This window comes from Camelimonas sp. ID_303_24, from assembly GCF_053543495.1.
The window spans coordinates 356,570-377,532 of record NZ_JBLLJM010000005.1; the positions used below are offsets into that span (position 1 = coordinate 356,570).

Annotated in this window: 20 protein-coding genes; 9 read left to right on the forward strand and 11 right to left on the reverse strand. The window is 67.9% G+C overall.

Going from position 1 to position 20,963, the window contains the following annotated elements; translation table 11 throughout:
* Nucleotides 1-219: 219 nt before the first annotated feature.
* Nucleotides 220-999 (reverse strand): DsbA family protein, encoded by a 780-nt coding sequence (locus tag ACERNI_RS07240; protein ID WP_448832597.1) that lies wholly within the window; start codon nt 997-999, stop codon nt 220-222.
* Between the two features lie 170 nt (nt 1,000-1,169).
* On the opposite strand from ACERNI_RS07240, the gene ACERNI_RS07245 reads away from it, so the two are divergent.
* Complete coding sequence (locus ACERNI_RS07245) at nt 1,170-1,517, forward strand: VOC family protein (protein WP_448832598.1); 348 nt, start codon at nt 1,170-1,172, stop codon at nt 1,515-1,517.
* Nucleotides 1,518-1,559: 42 nt separating this feature from the next.
* Here ACERNI_RS07245 and ACERNI_RS07250 read toward each other — a convergent pair whose 3' ends face one another.
* Both ACERNI_RS07250 and ACERNI_RS07255 read right to left on the reverse strand, forming a co-directional pair.
* Nucleotides 1,560-1,766 (reverse strand): SlyX family protein, encoded by a 207-nt coding sequence (locus tag ACERNI_RS07250; RefSeq protein WP_448832599.1) that lies wholly within the window; start codon nt 1,764-1,766, stop codon nt 1,560-1,562.
* Nucleotides 1,767-2,101: 335 nt separating this feature from the next.
* The gene (locus ACERNI_RS07255; protein WP_448832600.1) at nt 2,102-3,232 is read right to left on the reverse strand and encodes a M20/M25/M40 family metallo-hydrolase; all 1,131 of its coding nucleotides are present in this window, start codon (nt 3,230-3,232) and stop codon (nt 2,102-2,104) included.
* Between the two features lie 366 nt (nt 3,233-3,598).
* On the opposite strand from ACERNI_RS07255, the gene ACERNI_RS07260 reads away from it, so the two are divergent.
* The 3 genes from ACERNI_RS07260 (at nt 3,599) to ACERNI_RS07270 (ending at nt 6,455) form a co-directional block, all read left to right on the forward strand.
* Complete coding sequence (locus ACERNI_RS07260; RefSeq protein ID WP_448832601.1) at nt 3,599-4,138, forward strand: TRAP transporter small permease subunit; 540 nt, start codon at nt 3,599-3,601, stop codon at nt 4,136-4,138.
* A gap of 45 nt (nt 4,139-4,183) precedes the next feature.
* Nucleotides 4,184-5,674: a TRAP transporter large permease gene (locus ACERNI_RS07265; protein WP_448832602.1), complete on the forward strand. Its 1,491-nt coding sequence runs from the start codon at nt 4,184-4,186 to the stop codon at nt 5,672-5,674.
* Nucleotides 5,675-5,822: 148 nt separating this feature from the next.
* Nucleotides 5,823-6,455: a methylated-DNA--[protein]-cysteine S-methyltransferase gene (locus tag ACERNI_RS07270; protein WP_448832603.1), complete on the forward strand. Its 633-nt coding sequence runs from the start codon at nt 5,823-5,825 to the stop codon at nt 6,453-6,455.
* Nucleotides 6,456-6,719: 264 nt separating this feature from the next.
* Here the strand turns inward: ACERNI_RS07270 and serA are convergent, their stop codons facing one another.
* Entirely contained in the window at nt 6,720-7,958 is a 1,239-nt protein-coding gene (gene serA, locus ACERNI_RS07275) for a phosphoglycerate dehydrogenase (protein ID WP_448832604.1), read from the reverse strand.
* A gap of 200 nt (nt 7,959-8,158) precedes the next feature.
* On the opposite strand from serA, the gene xseA reads away from it, so the two are divergent.
* Nucleotides 8,159-9,727, forward strand: a complete 1,569-nt coding sequence (gene xseA / locus ACERNI_RS07280; RefSeq protein ID WP_448832605.1) for an exodeoxyribonuclease VII large subunit — start codon at nt 8,159-8,161, stop codon at nt 9,725-9,727.
* Between the two features lie 50 nt (nt 9,728-9,777).
* On the forward strand, nt 9,778-9,993 hold the full coding sequence (locus ACERNI_RS07285; protein ID WP_448832606.1) for a DUF2093 domain-containing protein: 216 nt from the start codon (nt 9,778-9,780) through the stop codon (nt 9,991-9,993).
* Nucleotides 9,994-10,329: 336 nt separating this feature from the next.
* On the opposite strand, the gene lpxK is transcribed toward ACERNI_RS07285, so the two are convergent.
* From lpxK to ACERNI_RS07320, 7 genes are all read right to left on the reverse strand, one after another.
* On the reverse strand, nt 10,330-11,352 hold the full coding sequence (gene lpxK / locus ACERNI_RS07290; RefSeq protein WP_448832607.1) for a tetraacyldisaccharide 4'-kinase: 1,023 nt from the start codon (nt 11,350-11,352) through the stop codon (nt 10,330-10,332).
* Nucleotides 11,352-12,641, reverse strand: a complete 1,290-nt coding sequence (locus ACERNI_RS07295) for a 3-deoxy-D-manno-octulosonic acid transferase (protein ID WP_448832608.1) — start codon at nt 12,639-12,641, stop codon at nt 11,352-11,354. Before ACERNI_RS07295 ends, lpxK begins: the two co-directional genes overlap by 1 nt.
* A complete protein-coding gene (locus ACERNI_RS07300; RefSeq protein ID WP_448832609.1) occupies nt 12,638-13,399 on the reverse strand; it encodes a lysophospholipid acyltransferase family protein in 762 nt (253 codons plus the stop codon). The genes ACERNI_RS07295 and ACERNI_RS07300 overlap by 4 nt, the downstream gene beginning before the upstream one ends.
* 649 nt (nt 13,400-14,048) lie before the next feature.
* Entirely contained in the window at nt 14,049-14,288 is a 240-nt protein-coding gene (locus ACERNI_RS07305; protein ID WP_448832610.1) for a DUF4170 domain-containing protein, read from the reverse strand.
* A gap of 202 nt (nt 14,289-14,490) precedes the next feature.
* Nucleotides 14,491-15,414 (reverse strand): inositol monophosphatase family protein, encoded by a 924-nt coding sequence (locus ACERNI_RS07310; RefSeq protein ID WP_448832611.1) that lies wholly within the window; start codon nt 15,412-15,414, stop codon nt 14,491-14,493.
* Nucleotides 15,415-15,565: 151 nt separating this feature from the next.
* Complete coding sequence (ubiA, locus tag ACERNI_RS07315) at nt 15,566-16,522, reverse strand: 4-hydroxybenzoate octaprenyltransferase (RefSeq protein WP_448832612.1); 957 nt, start codon at nt 16,520-16,522, stop codon at nt 15,566-15,568.
* 259 nt (nt 16,523-16,781) lie between these two features.
* Entirely contained in the window at nt 16,782-17,279 is a 498-nt protein-coding gene (locus tag ACERNI_RS07320; RefSeq protein ID WP_448832613.1) for a hypothetical protein, read from the reverse strand.
* A 357-nt stretch (nt 17,280-17,636) separates the two neighbouring features.
* Here ACERNI_RS07320 and ACERNI_RS07325 point away from each other — a divergent pair, with 357 nt between their 5' ends.
* From ACERNI_RS07325 to ACERNI_RS07335, 3 genes are all read left to right on the forward strand, one after another.
* Nucleotides 17,637-18,461, forward strand: a complete 825-nt coding sequence (locus ACERNI_RS07325) for a 16S rRNA (uracil(1498)-N(3))-methyltransferase (protein ID WP_448832838.1) — start codon at nt 17,637-17,639, stop codon at nt 18,459-18,461.
* Nucleotides 18,462-18,949: 488 nt separating this feature from the next.
* Nucleotides 18,950-20,317, forward strand: a complete 1,368-nt coding sequence (locus ACERNI_RS07330; protein ID WP_448832614.1) for a glutamate--cysteine ligase — start codon at nt 18,950-18,952, stop codon at nt 20,315-20,317.
* Nucleotides 20,318-20,466: 149 nt separating this feature from the next.
* Entirely contained in the window at nt 20,467-20,688 is a 222-nt protein-coding gene (locus ACERNI_RS07335; RefSeq protein ID WP_448832615.1) for a hypothetical protein, read from the forward strand.
* Nucleotides 20,689-20,963: the final 275 nt, after the last annotated feature.

The window sequence follows — 20,963 nt, forward strand, 5'->3', positions numbered from 1 at the left end:
GACGACATGAATGCGATCAAATCAGCCAGCTCCATCATCTTCGCAACGCCGATTGGCTGGGCGTTGATCGCCGTTGTCGTGATCATGATGGCCAGAACATAACGCCGGATTGCCCACGTTGAACGGGCGCGCGCCGGAGCGTTTCTCGCGCCAGTTCATTTTCAGCTGACCCGTTTCTTTCCCAACCGGGGCGAACCTGCCCCCTCCCCTGGCCCTTGCTCAGCCTTTGCAGACCGGCTCTTCGCAATCGCGCATGGCGGCGACAATGCCGCCGAGGGTCTTCGGGCCGGGGTATCCCAGGATGCTGACGCCGCCGGTGATGAACGACGGCGTTGCCGACATGCCAAGCGACGCGGCCAGCTTCATCTGCGCCAGCAGGGCCTGCGTGGTTTCCCCGTCGTCAGCGACGCGCTGGACGTCGGCGAAGGTGACGCCGTGCTTTTTGCCATCGGCGGCCTCGCTGCGCCGCCCGTCCATCACAACCCTGGCGGCGGCCAGCGCGGCGGCGCCATCGGCGCGGCCCTTGCGGGCAAACATTGCCCGGTAAAAATCGTAGGCGATCTGAGGGCCCATGGTCCGCAACAGCGCCATTTCCACCTTCGCCGCCTGGGCGGACCCGGGGGAAAGTATCGGATTGTTCATAAAGCCGATGCGCACATCGCCGGCGTCCGCCATCAATGCATGCAGATCGCGGGCCGCCGCGTGGCACCAGGGGCAGTTGTAATCGTAGACTTCAATGATGGTGACGTCTGGCTGGGCGGCGCCCATCCAGAACACCCCGGGCAGACGCTCGATCTCCGAGGTCAGCTCCACGGGCAGCCGCATGTTGGGCAACGGCGCGCCGTCCCGGTCCTTCAGGTCGTACCAGTGATCCGCTCCCTGGCCGCTTCCCTGTGCATTGGCCTCGACCCTCGCGCCCACAGCGAAAAGCGCCCCAAGCCCCCCGAGCAACGCTGACCGCCGGCTCAGCCCCATCATCACGTCAAACCCTTCCCGCACGCCCGATCACCAGGTTCATGCGCAGGACGTCCACGCACAAAACGTCCATACGCGGGGCGTCTATGCACAGGACAATGCGGCGCGGTCGTGTCGCGCACAACATTCGCCGGCCATCATGGTTTCCAGTTACGCAACAGGCGGCGGCCGCCGCCCCACCTCTGGAGAGCTTCATGCCAGACACGGCGCCAGCGAAACCCGCCATCGATTATGTGGAGTTTTCCTCGCCCGACGTCGCCGCCACCACGGCCTTTTTCGCCAGCGCCTTCGGCTGGAATTTCATCGACTACGGCCCGGATTATCAGGCGCTGGACGGCGCGGGTCTTGATGGCGGCGTCGCCAGGGGCAACCTCACGCCGCCGCTGGTGATCCTGAAAACCGACGATCTCGAAACCGCCCTGGCCCGGGTGAAGGCCGCTGGCGGCGTTATCACCGCCGATATCTTCGCGTTCCCCGGCGGCCGCCGCTTCCAGTTCCGCGAACCTGGCGGAACCGAACTCGCCGTCTGGTCCCAGAACTGACAGGCGCCGGCGCGGCGGTTGCAACCGGGTGATGGCCGCCGCCTACCAGTGCGGCGGCCTGGTCACGGGCGTATCTGGCGCGGACTGTTCTTCCAGCAGCAGGAAGCGGCTGGTCAGCGCGTTCAGTTTTTTGCCCAGCTGATCGATGGTCTTCCACTGCTCCGCCAGCACCGACGACAGATCCTCGATGGTTTTGTCCTGCTCGGCGATGCGGATTTCTAGCTCGGTCAGGCGCTCTTCGCCGTTCATGGCCGGGGTCCTCACTGCAGGCTGATCGGAATACAGGGTAGGCGGGCGCGGAGCCGGAAACCGGCTCCGCCCCACCCCCAGACCCATACATGCGCATGCCCGCGCGGCCAAGTTTAACACCGGGAAGTTCAACGCCCGGCAGCCAAAGACCAGGGAAGCCCGGCCGGGGAAGCCAGGCGGGGAAGCCCGGCGCCGTTGCAAACCCGCGTCATTGCAAGGCAGCGCGGTCAAATCAGCGCCGCCGGACCAGATCTGCGGGCGCAGGCGGCGCCCGGGAAACGGCGACCGGATGACGCCAAAACTGATGGCGCCAAAACCCATGCCGCTGTCGGGGATCAGTCCAGCGTCGCCAGCAGCCCGGCGAACAGCCGCCCCCGGTCCGCCAGCGAACTCACCACGATGTGCTCGTTCAGCGTATGGGCGTTGGCGCCCAGCGCGCCAAGACCATCCAGGGTGGGGATGCCCATGGCCCCGGTGAAATTGCCGTCCGAACCGCCGCCCTGGCTGGCGTGCGGCAGATCAAAGCCGAGTTCGGCGGCGATGGCTTTCGCCCGTTCGTACAGCGCCATGCCGCAAGCGTCCGGCTCCCACACCGGCCGGGTGACGCCGCGCGTCACGGTAAAACGGGCGCCGTCGCTCTCCCCGCTCATCGCCAGCATGGCGGCGACGCCCGCATCCAGGTCCTCCTGCCGGCGCGCCATGCTCAGCGCCTGGCCGGTGCAGGCGGACGGCACGCAGTTCACCCATTCCCCGCCGTTGACGATGCCGACGCTGAAGGTGCAATTGCGCGTGGTCATGGCCTCGATGTCGAGAATCCGCCGCGCCATTTCGCGAATAGCCGAGCGGCCGGCGGAGAGCTGGGCCCCGGCGTGGCTGGGCCGCCCCTCGGCGCGCAGATTGAAGCGGGCGATGGCGTAGCGCCCGGTCACCACGCCGTTGTCGGTCAGTGATGGCTCGGGCACCAGCACATAGCGGTTGCGCGCCGCCTCCTGCTCGATCAGCTCGCGGGCGCTGGGCGTGCCAACTTCCTCATCCGGCGTGAACAGCACCGTCACCGGCAGCGGCGTCTGCCAGCCGGCGCGGGCGATCTGGCGGATCGCCTCCAGCGCCAGGTAGTTGCCGCTCTTCATGTCCATGATGCCCGGGCCGTAGCACAGGTCGCCTTCGCGCCGCACTGGCAGGCGCTGCAACGTCCCCACCGGATGCACCGTGTCGAAATGCCCGGCGATCAGGATGCCCGGCTCGCCAAAGCGCGGGTGGGGAAACCGCGCCCGGACGCAACCTGCGAAGCCCATGCGGCCAGGAATCCGCTCGATGGCCGCCCCCATGGCCGCCAGATCAATGCTGGCCAGATCGAGCATGGCGTTGACGGCGGCGACGTCATGGGTGGGGCTCTCGCACAGGACCCACGGGATCAGGCCCTGCAGCATGGCTTCGGCGTCAAACGGCAATCCGGCGAAGTTCACGGCGTTTCTCCCTGCTGTTTCCGGGCGCGCCCGGTTGCCCAACCATGGCGCGTCCTGCCCCGCATTGCCAGAACGGTTTGCCGCCTGGCGAAGAGCGCCGGCCGCCAGCCCCACCGTATTCGCTGCGGCGCCCTGCGTATTCATGACCTGAATACCTGAAACCGCGCCCGCCTATGCCAAAAGTCTTGGTTGCGATCGCATCGGAATCCGCTACTCCAGAATCGTCGGCCAGCGCCTGTTTCGGGGCCGTCCCGGTCGCGCATCCAGGCCGGCGGACAATGGCGCGCCGCTGAAAAGCACATGAATACAGCATCTTGAAGCCTTCCTCCGACCTGGTTGGCCGGAGCCTCGCTCAGGGAGACGATCATGCAAGGCCTGCTGGTTCTGAGCCGGGGCATCGATCAGCTCAGCCGCTGGCTGGGCTATCTGGCGAGCTGGCTGGTGCTGTTCACCGTGCTCATCAGCGCCGGCAACGCCACGGTGCGCTACCTGTTTCACTACAGCTCCAACGGCTGGCTCGAAATCCAGTGGTACATGTTCGGCGCCATGGTGCTGTTCGGCGCTTCATGGACCCTTGCCTGCAACGAGCATGTGCGCGTGGACGTGATCTATGGCGCGGTGTCGGAGCGGACGCGCCTGTGGATCGACGCCATTGGCCTGACGGTGTTCCTGCTGCCGGTCACGATATTTCTCACCATCATCTGCTGGCGGTTTTTCCTCACCTCCTGGCTTTCCGGCGAATATTCGCTGAACGCCGGCGGCCTGATCCTGTGGCCGGCAAAGCTGGTGTTGCCCGCCGGCTTCTTCCTGCTGACGCTGCAGGGCGTTTCAGAGCTGATCAAGCGCGTGGCGGCGCTGCGCGGCCTGACCGACATCAACACAAACTACGAAAAACCGCTGCAATAACAGCACAACCGATGCCGGCAAAACGGGGTCTGGGAGGTCCGAACCATGTTCGCATACGGGGTGCTGCCGCCGCTGATGTTCGCCGGCATGATCTGTTTCATGCTGCTTGGTTTTCCGGTGGCGTTCTCGCTGTCGGCCGTCGGACTGGCCTTTGGCATCCTGGGCATCTTCACCGGGCATTTCACGCCTGACTTCCTCACGGCCCTGCCGCTGCGCTTCTTCGGCATCATCTCCAATGACCTGCTGCTGGCCATCCCGTTCTTCACCTTCATGGGCGCGATCCTGGAGCGATGCGGCCTGGCTGAGGATCTGCTGGAAGGCACCGGCAAGCTGTTCGGCGCCATTCCCGGCGGCCTCGCCTATGCGGTGATCGTCGTCGGCGCCATTCTCGGCGCCATCACCGGCACCGTCGCCGCCTCGGTGATCGCCATGGGCGTCATCTCGCTGCCGGTGATGATGCGCTACGGCTATGACATGCGCGTCGCCACCGGCGTCATCGCCGCCTCCGGCACCATCACCCAGCTGATCCCGCCGTCGCTGGTGCTGGTGATCCTCGCCGACCAGCTCGGCAAATCGGTCGGCGACATGTACCTGGGCGCCATCGGCCCGTCACTGCTCCAGGTGGCGATCTTCATCCTCTACATCGTGGCCCTGTCGTTCCTGCGCCCTGGCGCCATGCCGCCGCTGCCGCCGGAAGCGCGGGGCGAACTGAACCGCGCCCTGGTTTTCCGGGTGCTGTGGGGCATGATTCCCTCCATCGTGCTGATCTTTCTGGTGCTCGGCACCATCTTCCTCGGCCTCGCCACGCCGACGGAAGCCGGCGCCATGGGCGCGGTCGGCTCGCTGGTGCTGGCGGCGCTGCACCGGCGGCTCACCTGGAAGCTGTGCTGGGAGGGCATGGAGAACACCATGCGCCTCACCGCCATGGTGGTGTTCATCCTGATCGGCTCCACCTGCTTCAGCCTTGTTTTCCAGGGCATGGACGGCGGCCGCTGGATCGAGCACATGCTGTCGCACCTGCCCGGCGGTCAGATCGGCTTCCTGATCTTCGTCAACATCTTCATCTTCATCCTGGCGTTCTTCCTCGACTTCTTCGAGATCGCCTTCATCGTCATTCCGCTGCTGGCGCCGGTGGCGGCCAAGCTGGACATCAACCTGATCTGGTTCGGCGTGCTGATCTGCGTCAACATGCAGACCAGCTTCATGCACCCGCCCTTCGGCTTCGCCCTGTTCTACCTGCGCGGCATCGCGCCCAAGGCGGTGAAAAGCTCCGACATCTACTGGGGCTCGATCCCCTGGGTGGTCATGCAGCTGATCCTGGTGGCCATCGTGATCTTCTGGCCCAACTCCGTCACTTATTGGCTGGAGGACGTGAAGAAGATCGACGACAAGGCGGTGGAAGAGCAGTTCCGCAATCTGGGCGGCGCTCCCGCCCCTGGCCTCCCTGGCGCCCCTGGCCTTCCCGGCGCGCCAGGGGCTCCGGCCGCCCCCGGCGGCTTTGGCGGCCCGCCAGATGTGGGCGCGCCGAAATTCTGAGGCGCGCTGACAGGAACCGCAGAACCGGCCGCCCATAACGGTCTGGTTCGCGGTTTGGCCCATCGCCCCATCACAAGCGCGGGGATCCGGCTTGCCCTCGCCCGCCGGGTTTGTTGTTGTGTCCTGGCCCACTCTGGAGGTCCGCGCCATGCAATCAGCCCTGGAACCGCCGCCCGCCGCGCCGTCGCCGCAACGCCTGGTGCTGTCGCAATGGCCGACGCCGGCCGGCATGGCGCTGCTGATATGCGACGAGACCGGCGCCCTGCGGGTGTTTGACTGGGAAGGTTACGACGAGCGCATGCGCCGGCTGCTGGCGCGGCATTACGGCCCCGTCGCGCCCGAAACCGGCGCGACGCCGCCGGACCTTGCCCGCGCCCTCGACGCCTATTTCAGCGGCGAGCTCACAGCCATCGACGCCATCCGCGTCGCCACCAACGGCACGGCGTTCCAGCGCCGGGTGTGGGCGGGCCTGCGCCTGATTCCCGCCGGAGAAACCAGGAGCTATGGCCAACTGGCGACGATGATTGGCGCGCCGCCCACGGCGGTGCGGGCTGTGGGTCTGGCCAATGGCGCCAACCCCATCGGCGTTGTCGCGCCCTGCCACCGGGTGATCGGCGCCGACGGTTCGCTCACCGGCTACGCTGGCGGCCTCGCCCGCAAACGCTGGCTGCTGACCCACGAAGGCGCGGACTTCAACGACAAGCCAAAACGCGGCGATAAAAAAATCGAAACGCCCCTGTCGGCGCTGCCCCTGTTCGCCATGCTGGGCGAACCTGGATAGGGCAAATCCGTCCATCCAGGGGGCTGCGCCGGGCGCGACGCCCTGGCGACCGCCGCCACGGGGTCCAGCCCCAAAGCGTCATGCCCCCAACGCCTTATGCCCCCCAACGCCTCATGGCCCCAACGCCTCATGGCCGGGCTTGTCCCGGCCATCCACGTCTTTCCACGCCGCGCGACCGCTCCGCGCGGCAAGTGAACCTGTTCCGGCCAGGGCCGCCGCCGCCCACAACGTCGCAGCGCCTCCCCTGACCGTCAGGGGCCAACCTCAGTACAGCAGGCGCGCCCGGATGGTGCCGTTGATGCCGCGCAGGTCGCCCAGCGCCGCCGCGGCGTGCGCGCCATTGCCTTCCGCGTCGAGCACCACATAGCCGATATCGCCCGAGGTCTGCAGATATTGGGCCGAGAGGTTCAGCTTGTGGCTGGAAAACACTTCGTTGATGCGCAACATCACGCCGGGAACATTGCGGTGCACGTGGATGAAGCGCGCGCCGCGCGGGGTGGGCGGCAATTGCACCTGTGGGAAATTCACGGCGCCGAGGGTCGAGCCCACGTCGGAATATTCCACCAGCTTGCGCGCCACCTCGGCGCCGATGCGCTCCTGCGCCTCCTGGGTCGAGCCGCCGATATGGGGCGTCAGGATGACGTTGGGCAGCCCCTGCAGCGGCGAGACGAACGCCTCCTTGTTGGAGCCTGGCTCAACGGGGAACACGTCGATGGCGGCGCCAGCCAGATGTTCATCGCGCAGCGCGGCGGCCAGAGCGTCGATGTCCACCACCTTGCCACGCGCATTGTTGATGAGATAGGCGCCCGGCTTCATGGCGCGGATTTCCGCCTCGCCGATCATGTTGCGCGTGGCCGGGGTGTCGGGCACGTGCAGCGAAACCACATCGCTCTGGGCCAGCAGCTCCTGCAGGGTCTCCACCGGCTCGGTGTTGCCGTAGCGCAGGCGGTCGGTCTGGTCGTGGTAGATCACCCGCATGCCGAGCGCTTCGCCGAGCTGTGACAGCTGGCTGCCGATATTGCCATAGCCAACGATGCCCAGGGTCTTGCCGCGCACCTCGTAGCTGCCGGTGGCCGACTTGTCCCACTTGCCGGCGTGCGCGCCCGTGGAGCGCTCGGGGATGCGGCGCATCAGCATGATGATTTCGCCGATGGTCAGTTCGGCAACCGAGCGCGTGTTGGAGAACGGCGCGTTGAACACCGGCACGCCCCGGGCGGCGGCGGCTGGCAGGTTCACCTGATTGGTGCCGACGCTGAAGCAGCCGATGGCGATGAGCCGGTCGGCGGCGCCAATCACCTCGGCGGTGAGCTGGGTGCGGGAGCGGACGCCAACGAGGCGCACGCCCTCCAGCGCCTTGCGCAGGTCATCGCCGTCGAGCGCCGTGGTCAGGCGCTCCAGATTGGTGTAGCCGGCGGCGCGCATCAGATCGACCGCCGTATCGCTGATCCCCTCCAGCAACAGGACGCGAATCTTGTCTTTGGCGAGGGACAACTGGCGGGACATGGGCTCGTCTCCTGGGCGGTAAGGGGCGCGAACAAAAGCGCGCCATCGGGGCGCGCTGGCTGAATAGCACCCTGACGGCAAAAATTCCCGGAAATTTGTCAGCTTTGTCACCCGCGCGCATTCGCCATTGTGGGGCAACAGGGGCGCGGCTGCGTTTGCGGACTGTTCAGGGCGTCGCCCGGCCGGCTAGAATGGGCGCCATGGCCCCGCCCCGCACCCCCAGAACCTCCGCCCGCGCCAGCCGCCCCGCTCCGTCGGCCGACGATGGCCTGTTCAGTGGCGTCGCCGCTGCGGAGGGCGGCTCAAACGCCCATGAATGGACCGTTTCCAGCCTGTCCGGCGCCATGAAGCGCACGCTGGAGGACCAGTTCGGCCACGTGCGGCTGCGCGGCGAAATCAGCGGCTATCGCGGCCCACACTCATCCGGCCACTGCTATTTCGCCCTCAAGGACGACGGGGCCCGCATCGATGCGGTGATCTGGAAGGGCGTGTTTGGCCGGCTGCGCGTGCGGCCGGAAGAGGGCATGGAGGTCATCGCCACCGGGCGCGTCACCACCTTCCCTGGCCAGTCGAAATACCAGATCGTCGTGGAGCATCTGGAGCCGGCCGGGGTCGGCGCCCTGATGGCCCTGCTGGAGGAGCGCCGCCGCAAGCTGGCGGCGGAGGGGCTGTTTGATGAAGCGCGCAAACAGATTCCGCCCTTCCTGCCCCAGGTTATCGGCGTCATCACCTCGCCCACCGGCGCGGTGATCCGCGACATCCTGCACCGGCTGGAGGATCGCTTCCCCCGCCGCGTCATCGTCTGGCCGGTGCGGGTGCAGGGCGAGGGCAGCGCCGCCGAGGTCGCCGCCGCCATTCATGGCTTCAACGCCCTGCCGGAGGGGCCGCCAGACGCAGCCCTGCCGCGCCCCGACGTGCTGATCGTCGCCCGCGGCGGCGGCTCGCTGGAAGATCTGTGGGGCTTCAATGACGAAGCGGTGGTGCGCGCCGCCGCTGAAAGCATGATTCCGCTGGTCTCGGCCGTGGGTCATGAAACCGACTGGACGCTGATCGACCACGCCGCCGACCTGCGCGCGCCCACCCCCACCGCCGCCGCCGAAAAAGTGGTGCCGGTGCGCATGGAGCTGCTGGCGCAACTGGGCGACCTCACCCGCCGTCATCACGGCGCCGCCAGCCGGTTGTCGCGCCACCGTCACGACGCCCTGCGCGCCCTCGCCCGCGCCCTGCCGCGCCCCCATGCGGCGCTGGAAGGCCCCAGGCAGCGGCTCGACCTGGCGGCGACCCGCCTCACCGGCGCCAGCGCCCGCCAGATCGACGCCGCCAGCCGCCGGCTCGCCCGCGCCGCCACTGCGCTGGCCCGCCATTCGCCATGGGCGGAGTTGCGGGCGCGCCGGGCGCGGTTCGACGCCTTCGCCGGCCGGCTCACCCCCGCCTGGGCCGTGGCGCAACGGCCGCGCCAGGCGCGGCTGGAAACCCTGGAGCAGATGCTGCGCAGCCTCAGCTACAAGGGCGTGCTGGCGCGCGGCTTCGCCCTGGTGCGGACCCTGGAGGGGGACCCGGTGCGCGGCGTCAGCGGCGCGCCGCCTGGCGCGCGGCTGGAGTTGCAGTTCGCCGATGGCGCCGTGCAGGCGACCGTCGATGGCGACCGCGCCAGACAGCTGCAGGCAAAGATCACGTCGCCGCAGGCCGAAGACGCGCCGCCGCAGGCCAGACGCCGCCCCCGCGCCCGCAAAACCCTGGACGATGACACGCCGCTGCTGGACCTGTAAGGAAGAGCGAACGTATTTTCACGCGGCCCACGGCCCGTACGGAGCAGGACATGGACAGGTTGAACGCCGGCCAGAACGAAGCGAAACTGCACTATGAATCCGGCGACTACCGCGTCATTCGTCCTGGCGATTTCGTCCGCTGCGCCGTGACCGGAACGCCAATTCCACTCGATGAGCTGCACTACTGGAGCGCCGAACGCCAGGAGGCCTATCTGTCGCCCGCCGAGGTGCTGAAGGCCCACAAGCTCAAGCTCGGCCCGCAATAAGGCCAAAACTCCTGTGGCTGCCCGGCATGGTCCGGGCGACCAGCACGCCTGCGCGCCAGCCCCCGCCGCCCGCCGGCGACAGACTGCCATCGGTTGGCGCCCTGCCAGAACCAGACCCCGCGCCACGCATCCCCAGCGCCGTCATGGCCGGGCTTGTCCCGTCCATCCACGAGGCGACGCCGGGCCAGTCAGCGCCAGATCCAGCGGGGCGAAGGCGTGGATGCCCGCAACACGTGCGGGCATGAGGTGGGGAGAAACAGGAAGCGTGGCGCGCCCGACAAGATGCGCGGACCGAAGCACGCAACTGGACCTGCAACGGAAGCAGCCTCCCGACGCCTACCGGCCCAGCACATCCGCCAGCAAGGCGTCCACCGCGCCTTCATCGTCAAACGCCAACGTCACCGGCAACACAGTCATTTGCGCCAGCAATGGCGCCAGCTCCGGGTCGCCGGCCATGCGCGCGGCGTCCTTGGCGGTGGTGGCCAGCGTCAGCCCCTCGCGGGCGGCGCGGGCCGCCAGCGGCGCCAGATCAGCGACGCGATAGGGGTGGTGGTCGCCGAAGGCGGCGAGATCGACAACGTCGGCGCCGATCTCCCGCAGGGTGGCGACAAATTTTTCGGGCCGGCCAATGCCCGCCAGGGCCAGCACCCGCCGGCCGGCCAGATGCGCGGCGACCTCCGCATCCGGCCGCAACGCCGCCCGCAGCGCCGGCTTGCCGCGCGCCTGCGCCTCCTGAACGATCGCCTCCCCCGCATCGCCGGCCCCGATCACGATCACCGCGTGCGCCGCCGGCCATTGCGCGGCCAGCGGCGCCCGCAGCGGCCCAGCCGGCACGACGCGGCCATTGCCGACGCCAACGGCGCCATCGATCACGGCCAGGGCCAGATCCTTGTGCAGCGCCGGGTTTTGCAACCCGTCATCGAGGATGATCACATCCGCCCCCGCCTGGGCGGCCGCCCGGGCGCCTGCCAGACGGTCGCGGGCGACGAAAGTCGGCGCCGCCGCCGCCAGTAGCAGCGGCTCGTCGCCAGCCATGCGCGCGTCGTGCGCGGCGGGATCAATCCGGGTAACGCCGTTCTGGCTGGAGAGCGCGCCGCCATAGCCACGGCTGACGAAGGCCGGGCGCGCGCCGCGCCGCGCCAGATGGGCGGCGAGGCTCAGGGCGACAGGGGTCTTGCCGGCCCCGCCCGCGACGAAATTGCCAACGCAGATCACCGGAGCGCCCACATGGCCGCCGGGGCGCGCCATGCGTCGCGCCGTCACGCCGCCGTAGATGGCGGCGACCGGGGCCAGCAGCGCCATGGCGAGGCGGGCCGGCAGGCCGGGATCACGCTCCTGCCAGAAGCCCGGCGCGCGCATCAGATCCGCTCCAGCTCCATTTGCAGAATGTATGGCTCAATGGCCTGCAAGGTCCGCTCGAGCGCGCCGCCATAGCGATCGACCACGCCGGCGGCGGCCCGCGTCATCTCGCGTCCCCGCGCCGCGTCCTGCAGCAGCGTCGATATCGCCTCCGCCAGTTCGTCGGCGTCGGTCACCGGCACGGCGCCGCCGGCGCCATCGAAGGCGGCGTAAACGTCGCTGAAATTGTGCACGTGCGGCCCGTGCAGGATCGGCGTGCGCAGCTTTGCCGGCTCAATCGGATTGTGGCCGCCATGGTTGAGCAGCGAACCACCAATGAAGGCGGCCTGGGCGAGGCGGAAGTACAGGCCCAGCTCCCCCATCACGTCAATGATGTAGATCTCGGTGGCCGAGCCCGGCGCATAGCCCTCGGAGCGCAGCATCGCCTCCAGCCCCTCCTCCTCGGCCATGCGCGCCACTTCCTCCGCGCGATGCGGGTGACGGGGGGCGATGAAGGTCAGCAGATCGGGCCAGCGCTCCTTCAGCGCCATGTGCACATAGCAGGCGATCTCATCTTCCACGCCGTGGGTGCTGGCCGCCAGCCAGACCGGGCGGCCGCTCACCTGGCCCTGCATCAACGCCAGGGTCTGGGTGTCGGCGGGCGGCGCCGGGGCGTCGAATTTCAGATTGCCGGCAATGGTGACGCGCGGCGCGCCAAGGCGGGCAAGACGCTCGGCGTCGGCTGGCGTCTGGGTCAGGGCGACGTCAATGCAGCCGAGCAGCGCCCGCGCCGTCTTCGGCGCCCGCTGCCAGCGCCGGAACGAGCGCTCCGACATGCGGCCGTTGACGAGGATCAGCGGCACGCCGCGTTTTTCCAGCGCCACGATCATGTTCGGCCACAGCTCCGATTCGGCCACCAGCGCCAGGTCCGGCTGCCAGTGGTCGAGAAAGCGGCGGATGTAGCGCGGCGTATCCAGCGGCGCGAACTGGTGGAAGGCGCCTGGCGGCAGCCGCTCGGCCAGCACCCCGGCCGAGGTAACGGTGCCAGACGTGACCAGCACCGTAAAGCCGCGCTGGGTCAGACGTTCGATGATCGGCAGGATGGAGATGGTCTCGCCAACGCTGGCGCCGTGCAGCCAGGCCACGCGACCCGCCGGGCGCGGCGCGGCCGCGACGCCGCGCCGCTCTGCCATGCGATCGCCGTCCTCCTTGCCGCGCCGGCGGCGCGCCGCCAGCAACAGCGGCGCGAAAGGCTCGGCGAGAGACATGGCCGCGCGATACAGGCGCAGGGTCAGCGGCGTACCGGTCATGGCGACTCTCCTGCGCGGGGCGCCGCAGCTGGCTGCTCCCCCAGCGATTTCCTGGCGCCCGGGTCTGGCGTCCCCACCAGAGCGTAGGCGCGCGCGTGGGCCGCATCCAGCCCCCGCTCGACAGCAAGCCGCGCCGCTTCCATGGCGGCGTCATCGGCATCCGCCGGCACATGGACCGGCTCGCCAATGACAATGGCGCCGCGCCCGAACGGCAAACCGATCGAGGCGTGGTCCCAACTGTTGAAATCAATGCGCCGGCTGCTCACCACCGCCACCGGGCACACCGGCCGGCCGGACATGCGGGCCAGCGCCACGACGCCTGGCCCGCAGATGCGCGACACCTTCGGCACGTCCGCAGTCATCACCACCATCTCGCCACTGGCCAGCGCCCGGCTCATGGCGATCAGCGCCCGCACCCCGCCCTTGTCGCGGATCTGGCTGGCCTTGCGGGCGCCGGAGCCGCGAATCGCCCGCACGCCCAGATGGCGCAGGGCGATGGCGTTGAACTCGCCGTCGCCCGAGCGCGACACCAGCGCCGCCGCCCGGTCCTGGCGGCGTTTGGCGAAGGTGACCATGAAATGTTGCCCATGCCACATGGCGGCGATCACCGGCATCTGCGGGCCGACGCGGTCATAGATATCTGGCGGGTCCATCTGGAACCGGGTCGTCGCCTGGACAAGGTCGAGATAGCGCGCAAGCAGGAACCCAAGCGTTTCCTGCACCGCCCGCGACCGCCCAATGCGTTTGATGAAACCCATTCCGTCATTTCCGGCCGGCTTTCCGGCCTTGCTGGCGTCTGAAGATGGGCGCGCGGACAGTCACGCAAGCCGCATCGAATCAGCAGGATAGCGCATTATCAGACGCAACTGGCGTCGCCACGTCCGAACGCGCGGGGCAATCAGGAGCCTGGAGCGATGTCCGGACCTGCCGATCTGTTTGCGAGCGCCGCCTGCCATGGCGGCGCCCATGGGCGAGCGCGCTCCGTCGGCGCGCGCCGGCGGGGCTGCCCAGCCCACAATGGGCTGCGCGCAGATCCTGTCGGGACGCGAACGACGCCGCTCACGCATCGCGTGATGGCGCGCGGCTCCAGATCGCCGAAAATTGCATGAAATGCAAGGACTTTGCACAGATTCGCGCCATCGACGCGCGGGTTAACCCTGCCATGCGGGTTCCGGGGAAAACCGCCCTCCATCGCCTTGCGCCTCGCGCCGGGCGTTTGGGTGACGCCGCGTCCGTGCGCGGCGCTTCCGCCTGGGGCCAGATCGCGAACAGGCTGACGCATCCCCACGATCCGCAAAGCTCAGGCCGGCGCGCCGCGTGCCCCGCAAGGGCGCGCCTTGCGCCGCCTGGGTCTGGCCAGATCCCGTTCACCAAAACCTGAGTGAGTCGGGCTCGCCGGCTTTGGCATTACTGGCCGGCGGCCTCGGGATCGATGAGGCGATGCAGGTGGACGATGAAATAACGCATCAGGGCGTTGTCGACGCTGCCCTGCGCCTTGCCCTTCCAAGCCGCGTAGGCGCTGGCGTAGTCGGGGTACATGCCGACAATATCCAGCTTCTTGAGATCCCGGAACTCGATGTGCTCCAGGTCGGTGAGTTCTCCGCCAAACACAAGGTGAAGAAGCTGTTTCGACGATCCGTTTGCCATGAAAGCCTCTGTAACTGACTGCTACAATTGCTGCGACGCCGCCCTGCCCCATGTCTCCGGCCTGGCGGCCGCCGCCCTGGACACCAACGCATCACGCTGATGGCATGGGCAGAAACCGGGGACACCGGAAAATCTGGCCGGCCTGCAGCGCTTCCTCACCTGTTTATCTGGTCACCATGACAGTTGCGCCAGGCGGCGCCGGTCAGGTCCAACCATTGCTGCGCATGAGATCCTGCACGCCTTCCAGCACTTCGCCATGCAGCGGCGCGCCGGTGGAAACGAGAGTCTCGTGCTGCGGATCCCGCAAATTATACACTGGCCGGAAGCCGTCCAGCCCCGTCAGCAGTCCTCCCGCCTCTTCTATGAGCAGATCGGCCGCCGCGATGTCCCAATCGCGCGCATGCGCCGACACCAGGGCGATATCAAGGTCGTTGCTGGCCACCCGCGCCAGCCGCAGCGCCAGGGACGGTAAACGCGGCATCCGCGTCAGCACGCCGGTGTAACGCTCGAGCTTGTCGATCATCGGCCCCGGGCCGGCGGTGCGGGCGCCCCCGGCCTGCTCGCGCAACGAAGCGGCGATGGGCGCGCCGTTCATTTCGGCCCCGGCGCCGCGCACGGCGCTGTAGTGCTCGCCCAGGGCTGGCGCGTAAACCACGCCCGCCAGAGGCCGGCCCTTCTCCACCAGGGCGATCGCCACGGTCCAGTTGCTGTCGCCGGCGCAATAGGCCCGCGTGCCGTCGATCGGATCGACAACCCAGCACAGGTCATGATCGAGACGGGCGCGGTCATCGCGGGTTTCCTCCGAGAGCCACCCGGCCGAGGGGAATGCCCGCGTCAGCGTCTCCTTCAGAAATGCATCAACGGCTTCGTCGGCGTCGGACACCGGCGAATTGCCCGCCTTGTAACGCACGCGGGCGCTGGTTTGCTGACCGGGCCGGAACGAGGCCATGGCGATGTCGCCGCCGGCAATCGCCGCCTGGCGCATGACCTCGCGCAGGGCTCCGGCGTCGGCGCCGCTGCCGGCCGTGCTAATGATGGGCGTACGGGCTGGGGGAATGCGCGCGGAGATCGGACAGGCTCCCTGGAGCATTTCAGCGAAGCGGACGCCGCCTCGCGTCAAAAACATGTCGAATTAAAAAAGACGGAGCAAAATGCCAATCTGGCGTGATTTCCCGCCTGCCCCGCGTGAAGAATACGCGGAACGCCAGATACATACGCCTGCGCTGGCCCGCTCACAAGGCGTTTCGCGCGCCCTGCCCTGTTGCGCCCCGCTGCGGTCAGACCAGCGCGGTCAACGCATCCGCGAGCAGGCCGGCGAGCAGAATCAGCCCGGCGTCGCGGTTGGAGCGGAACAGCGTCAGCGACCTTGCCGGATCATCCCTGGAAATGCCCCTGGTCTGCCAGGCCAGATGAGCGGCAAAACCGGCGAGGCCCAGCCAGCCAGCGAGACCGACGCCCGCGCCCCACAGGGCAAGGGCCAGCAGAACCACGACGGCCGCGTACAGCACGCCGACCGCCGCCCGCACATGGGCGCCGAACAACTGGGCGGAGGATTTGATGCCGGCAACCTCGTCGTCTTCCAGATCCTGAATGGCGTAGATGGTGTCGTAACCGATGGTCCAGAGCACCGCCGCCGCGTACATGGCCACGGGCGGCCAGGCCAGCGAGCCGAACGCCGCCGCCCACCCCACCAGCGCGCCCCAGGAAAACGCCAGCCCCAGCACGAACTGCGGCATATGGGTGATGCGCTTCATGAACGGATAAATAGCCACGATCACCAGGGAGCTGATCCCCAGCCAGATGGTGAAGCCGTTGAAGCACAACAGGACCGCAAGACCGATCAGGCATTGCAGCGCCATTGAGGCCAGCGCCTGACGCACCGTGATCTGGCCAGAGGGCAGCGGCCGCATGCGAGTGCGGGCCACCTTGCCGTCAAGGTTGCGGTCGGTGATGTCGTTCCAGGTTGAGCCAGCGCCGCGCATCGCCACGGCGCCGATAAAGAACAGCGCCATGTGGGCCAGATTGGGCCACGGATGGCCCGCGGCGATGGCCGCCAGGGTCGCCGACCACCAGCAAGGCAACAGCAACAGCCACCAGCCGATCGGCCGGTCGACGCGGGCCATCTTGAGGAAAGGTCGCACGGACGCCGGCGCACGCCGGTCCACCCAATTGCCGCGATCCGCGTCTGGCAGCGTCAACGGGTCGACCGCCTGCCTGTCGATGGCGTCGTTCATGGCTTGCCCCCTGAAACGCGATCCAGATCTGGCATTCCGCCCTCTACCATTGAACGGAGATGGTTTCACCGTTCTGGCGAGGCCCGTTACGGCGAACCATGATCCGGGGGCCGGCAGGACAGCCGGCGGCGCGAACTCCGCCCCAACAGACCGCCCCGACAAGGCAATGCGGCGCGATCAAATCGCGCCGCCGCCGGCAATTGCAGAATTATCAGACCCGGCGCCAGGCACAGAATGCGCCGCGTCTGGCGCCAGCGGCTCAGAGCGCGCCGGCGGGGATGCTGCGCTGTCCGGTCAGACCAGGGCCACCCAACGGGCCCCCGCCACCGCCAGCGCCGCCCTGCGCCGCCTGGGCGCGGGCGCGCTTCTCCATCTGCTGGATCTGCGCCGCCACCTTGCAGGCCTGGCCACGGATGCCGATCGCCTTCTCATGGTCCGATTTGAGACCAACGAGGAAATTGTCGGGGATCTGGCACCACGCCTTGTTGGATTCCATCCACTTGACGGTTTCAGCGCCGTTGGAAACCAGTTTACCGAAGGCGCCGCAGGCGGCGCGGGCGTCCATTTTCTTGCCGCCCTTGCTCAGCTTCTGGATGCCGTCCACAAGTGATTTGCGCTGCAGCAGCAGCGTCTGCATCTTTTCGCAGCCAGGCGGCGGCGTCTGCGCCAGGGCCGGCGCGGAGGCCAGAACGCCCAGGCTGACGATTCCCGTCGCGATCGACATGGCGAGCGACATACGCCTAACTGGCAAACTCATTAACATTCCCCGTTTTCTGTCCACGACGCCGTCAAGCCGACCGCCAGCCGCGCTACAGATTCGCACAGCCGCCGCCGCAACAACGACCTCACGTCACGTCCGGCCAAAAATGTAAACCCGCAAGGTGCCAGTGAATTGTGGCCCCCATTGGACCATGATCCCATGGCTGCGATCACTCCGACACAACTAGCGCCAACCACAAGTGTTTATCAATATGGTTTATTATCGGTCCACCATTGCCCTTTTCACGTCGCGACTGGCCATGAACGTCAGCGGCGGAAACTTCGGGCGCCGTTCACCAGCGCCGCGCGCCATATCCGGACTGACGGAGTTGCCGGTGCGCCAGCAATGACAAGGATGTCCGATTTGCGCCAGAACGATGCTTCCGGTCATGACGCCCCTCCGCCGCGCCAGCGCGACCGGCGCGCGCCGCGGCTGTTCGTCGGCCAGTCGCTGGCGACTGGCGAGGCGCCGGTCGAAACCGTCACCCTGGAGAAGCAGCAGTCGCACTACCTCACCCATGTGCTGCGGCTCGGGGTGGGCGCGCGGGTGCTGCTGTTCAATGGCATGGATGGCGAATGGAGCGCCCGCATCGTCGCGGCGACGCGCGGCGCCGTCACCCTGGCGCCTGACGATCGCACCCGCCCGCAGATCTTCGGCCCCGACCTGCACTATCTGTTCGCCCCGCTGAAGCACGCCCGCCTCGACTACATGGTGCAGAAAGCTGTCGAAATGGGCGTCAGCCGCCTGGCGCCTGTCATCACCGAGCGCACGGAGGCGCGCCGCGTCAATCTCGATCGCATGCACGCCAACGCCGTGGAGGCAGCGGAACAGTGCGAACTGCTGGCGGTTCCCGACATCGCCGCCGAAGAGCGCCTCGCCGCCGCCCTGGAGCGGCTGGAGCCGGCGCGAACGCTGGTTTTCTGTGATGAGGACGCGCCTTGCGCCAATCCGCTGGCGGCGCTGCAGGCCCTGCCCGCCGGCCAGCCGCTGGCGTTGCTGATTGGCCCCGAGGGCGGCTTTTCCGACGCGGAGCGGGCGCTGGTGGGCCGCCGGCCCAATGTCGCGCGCATCTCGCTCGGGCCCCGCATCCTGCGGGCGGACACCGCCGCCATCGCCGCCCTGGCCGTGGTTCAGGCGACGCTCGGCGACTGGGGCGAGCGGGTTGCGACGGCGGGGTAAGGAAACGGGTTGAGGAAGCGGGCGCGCCAGGCAAGCAGCGCCCGCTCTGGCCAGAATTCGTTCAGGACGAAAGAAGCAGGAGCGTGGCGAGGATCCATGCGCAACGACGCCAGATGTTACCTATCATTTTGATTTGACGCGTTTTCACGGCGCGACATGACGCCTGCGCCGCCCGGGCCGTCCTGGCTGCTGGCGCGCCACGCATGGCGACCCGGCTGCGGCAGAGATTGCAGGCAACCGCCATGGCCCTTATGAACATGGCGGAAGGCTGGTTGCGCGCCCCCTGCGCAGCCCTCCCCCGCCGCCGGGACCAGTCCCCGCGGCGATCGGCCCGGGAGCCGGTTGCGTTTACACGGATGCGCCGCAACGCGCCGCCGCAAGCCGCAAATCCGTCTCTCATCGACGAGTCTTGCGGTTCGCGGGAAAGGAGCCAATATCCGGCTCCGGGCCGGCGCAACATGCTCCTGGCGATTTCCGGAAAGACACACATGGCGCGCGATGTTTCCGATGCCACGCCGATCGGTTCCCGTGACGAGCTGGTCAGTTGGCTGGAAAGCGGCTGCCGGCCGGCCCATGACTGGCGCCTGGGCACCGAGCACGAAAAGATTCCATTCCACGTCGCCGGCCACAGCCCCGTGCCCTACGACCATCCGGCCGGCATCCGCGCGCTGCTCGATGGCCTGGCCGCCCGCACCGGCTGGGCGCCGATCATGGAGGGCGACCACCCGATCGGGCTGTATGGCGAGGACGGCGGCGCCATTTCGCTGGAGCCCGGCGGCCAGTTTGAACTCTCCGGCGCGCCGCTCGTCACCCTGCACGACACCGCCGCCGAACTGGATTCCCATCTGGCTGACGCGAAAGCCGTCGCCGAGCCGCTCGGCATCCGGTTTCTGACCCTGGGCATGAGCCCGCTGTGGACCCGCGCCGAAACGCCGGTGATGCCCAAGCAGCGTTACGACATCATGCGGCGCTACATGCCCAAGGTCGGCTCGCTCGGCCTCGACATGATGTTCCGCACCTCCACGGTTCAGGTGAACCTGGATTTCGGCAGCGAAGCCGACATGGTGCGCAAGCTGCGGGTTTCGCTGGCCCTGCAGCCGGTGGCCACCGCGCTGTTCGCCAATTCGCCGTTCACGGAAGGCAAGCCCAACGGCCTGCTGTCGATGCGCTCACATATCTGGAGCGACACCGACGCCGATCGCACCGGCATGCTGGCTTTCGCCTTCGAAGACGGCATGGGCTTCCAGCGTTATGTCGACTATGCCCTCGATGTGCCGATGTATTTCGTCAAGCGCGGCGAGACCTATATCGACGTCGCCGGCGCCTCGTTCCGCGACTTCCTTGACGGCAGGCTGCCGGCGCTGCCGGGCGAAACCGCCTCGCTGGCCGATTGGGCCAACCATCTCTCCACCATCTTTCCCGAAGTGCGGCTGAAGCGCTTCCTGGAAATGCGCGGCGCCGACGTGGGCGACCGCGACATGATCGTCGCCCTGTCCGCGTTCTGGACCGGGCTGCTCTATGACAGCGTCGCCCTCGACGCCGCCTGGGAGCTGGTCAAAGGCTGGACGGCGGAGCAGCGCCAGCAATTGCGCGACGACGTTCCCGCCCTCGGCTTCGAGGCGCGTATTGGCGGGCGCAGCATGCGGGAGCTGGCCGCCGACGCGCTCGCCCTGTCGGAGCAGGGCCTCGCCCGCCGGGCGCGGGCCAATTCCGCCGGCGCCGACGAGCGCATCTGGCTGGCGCCGCTGCACGGCATCGTGGCGGAGGGCAGCAGCAACGCCGCGCGACTGCTGGCGCGCTACCATGGGGAATGGCGCGAATCGGTGCTGCCGACGTTTACTGAATGCGTATTCTGAACGGGGGTTGCCGGCCCCCGTCTGCAACTTTTGTAGAACGTGCGTAACTTCCTGCCGTATGGGCATTCCAGCCGCGACGGAATTGGCTCTACAATGAACGTCCGGCGGTCATCCGGCCGGAACGCAGGACGCGGTTCAGGAGACACCATATGCACGACAAGCCGCAGGAAGGCCGTTTTCTCGAGAACCTTGGCGTGATCGAAACCATCGAGAGCGACAACATTGTCCGCTGGGACGGCGCGCGGCTGTATGTGGAATGCGACGTCTACCACAATGGCCAGCTCGTCCATTCCAAGTACCGCCGCAACGTCAGCAAGCCGGTGGCGCAGCATCTGCTGTCGCTGTTGCAGGACGTGATCCGGACGAACTGACTTTTCGGGGGTAAAGCCGCCGCATGTCCCTGGAGGCGCGTTTCACGGGCAAAACGTGGAGCGCGTGGCCAGATGCGTCAGGCCCGGAAGACGGAGCGATCCGAACCGGGTTCGCCGCCGATCCGGCTGGCGGAGCCTGCCCGGGCATTTTCTGGACAAGCCGGAAGCGTATCAAACGGCAAGGGCGGCGGGCGCTTCTGGTGGGCCAGGCGCTGCCCGCGCCAGGCGCATATGACCGAAAACGGGCGAGGCCACTTACGGCGCGCGTTGTGCAG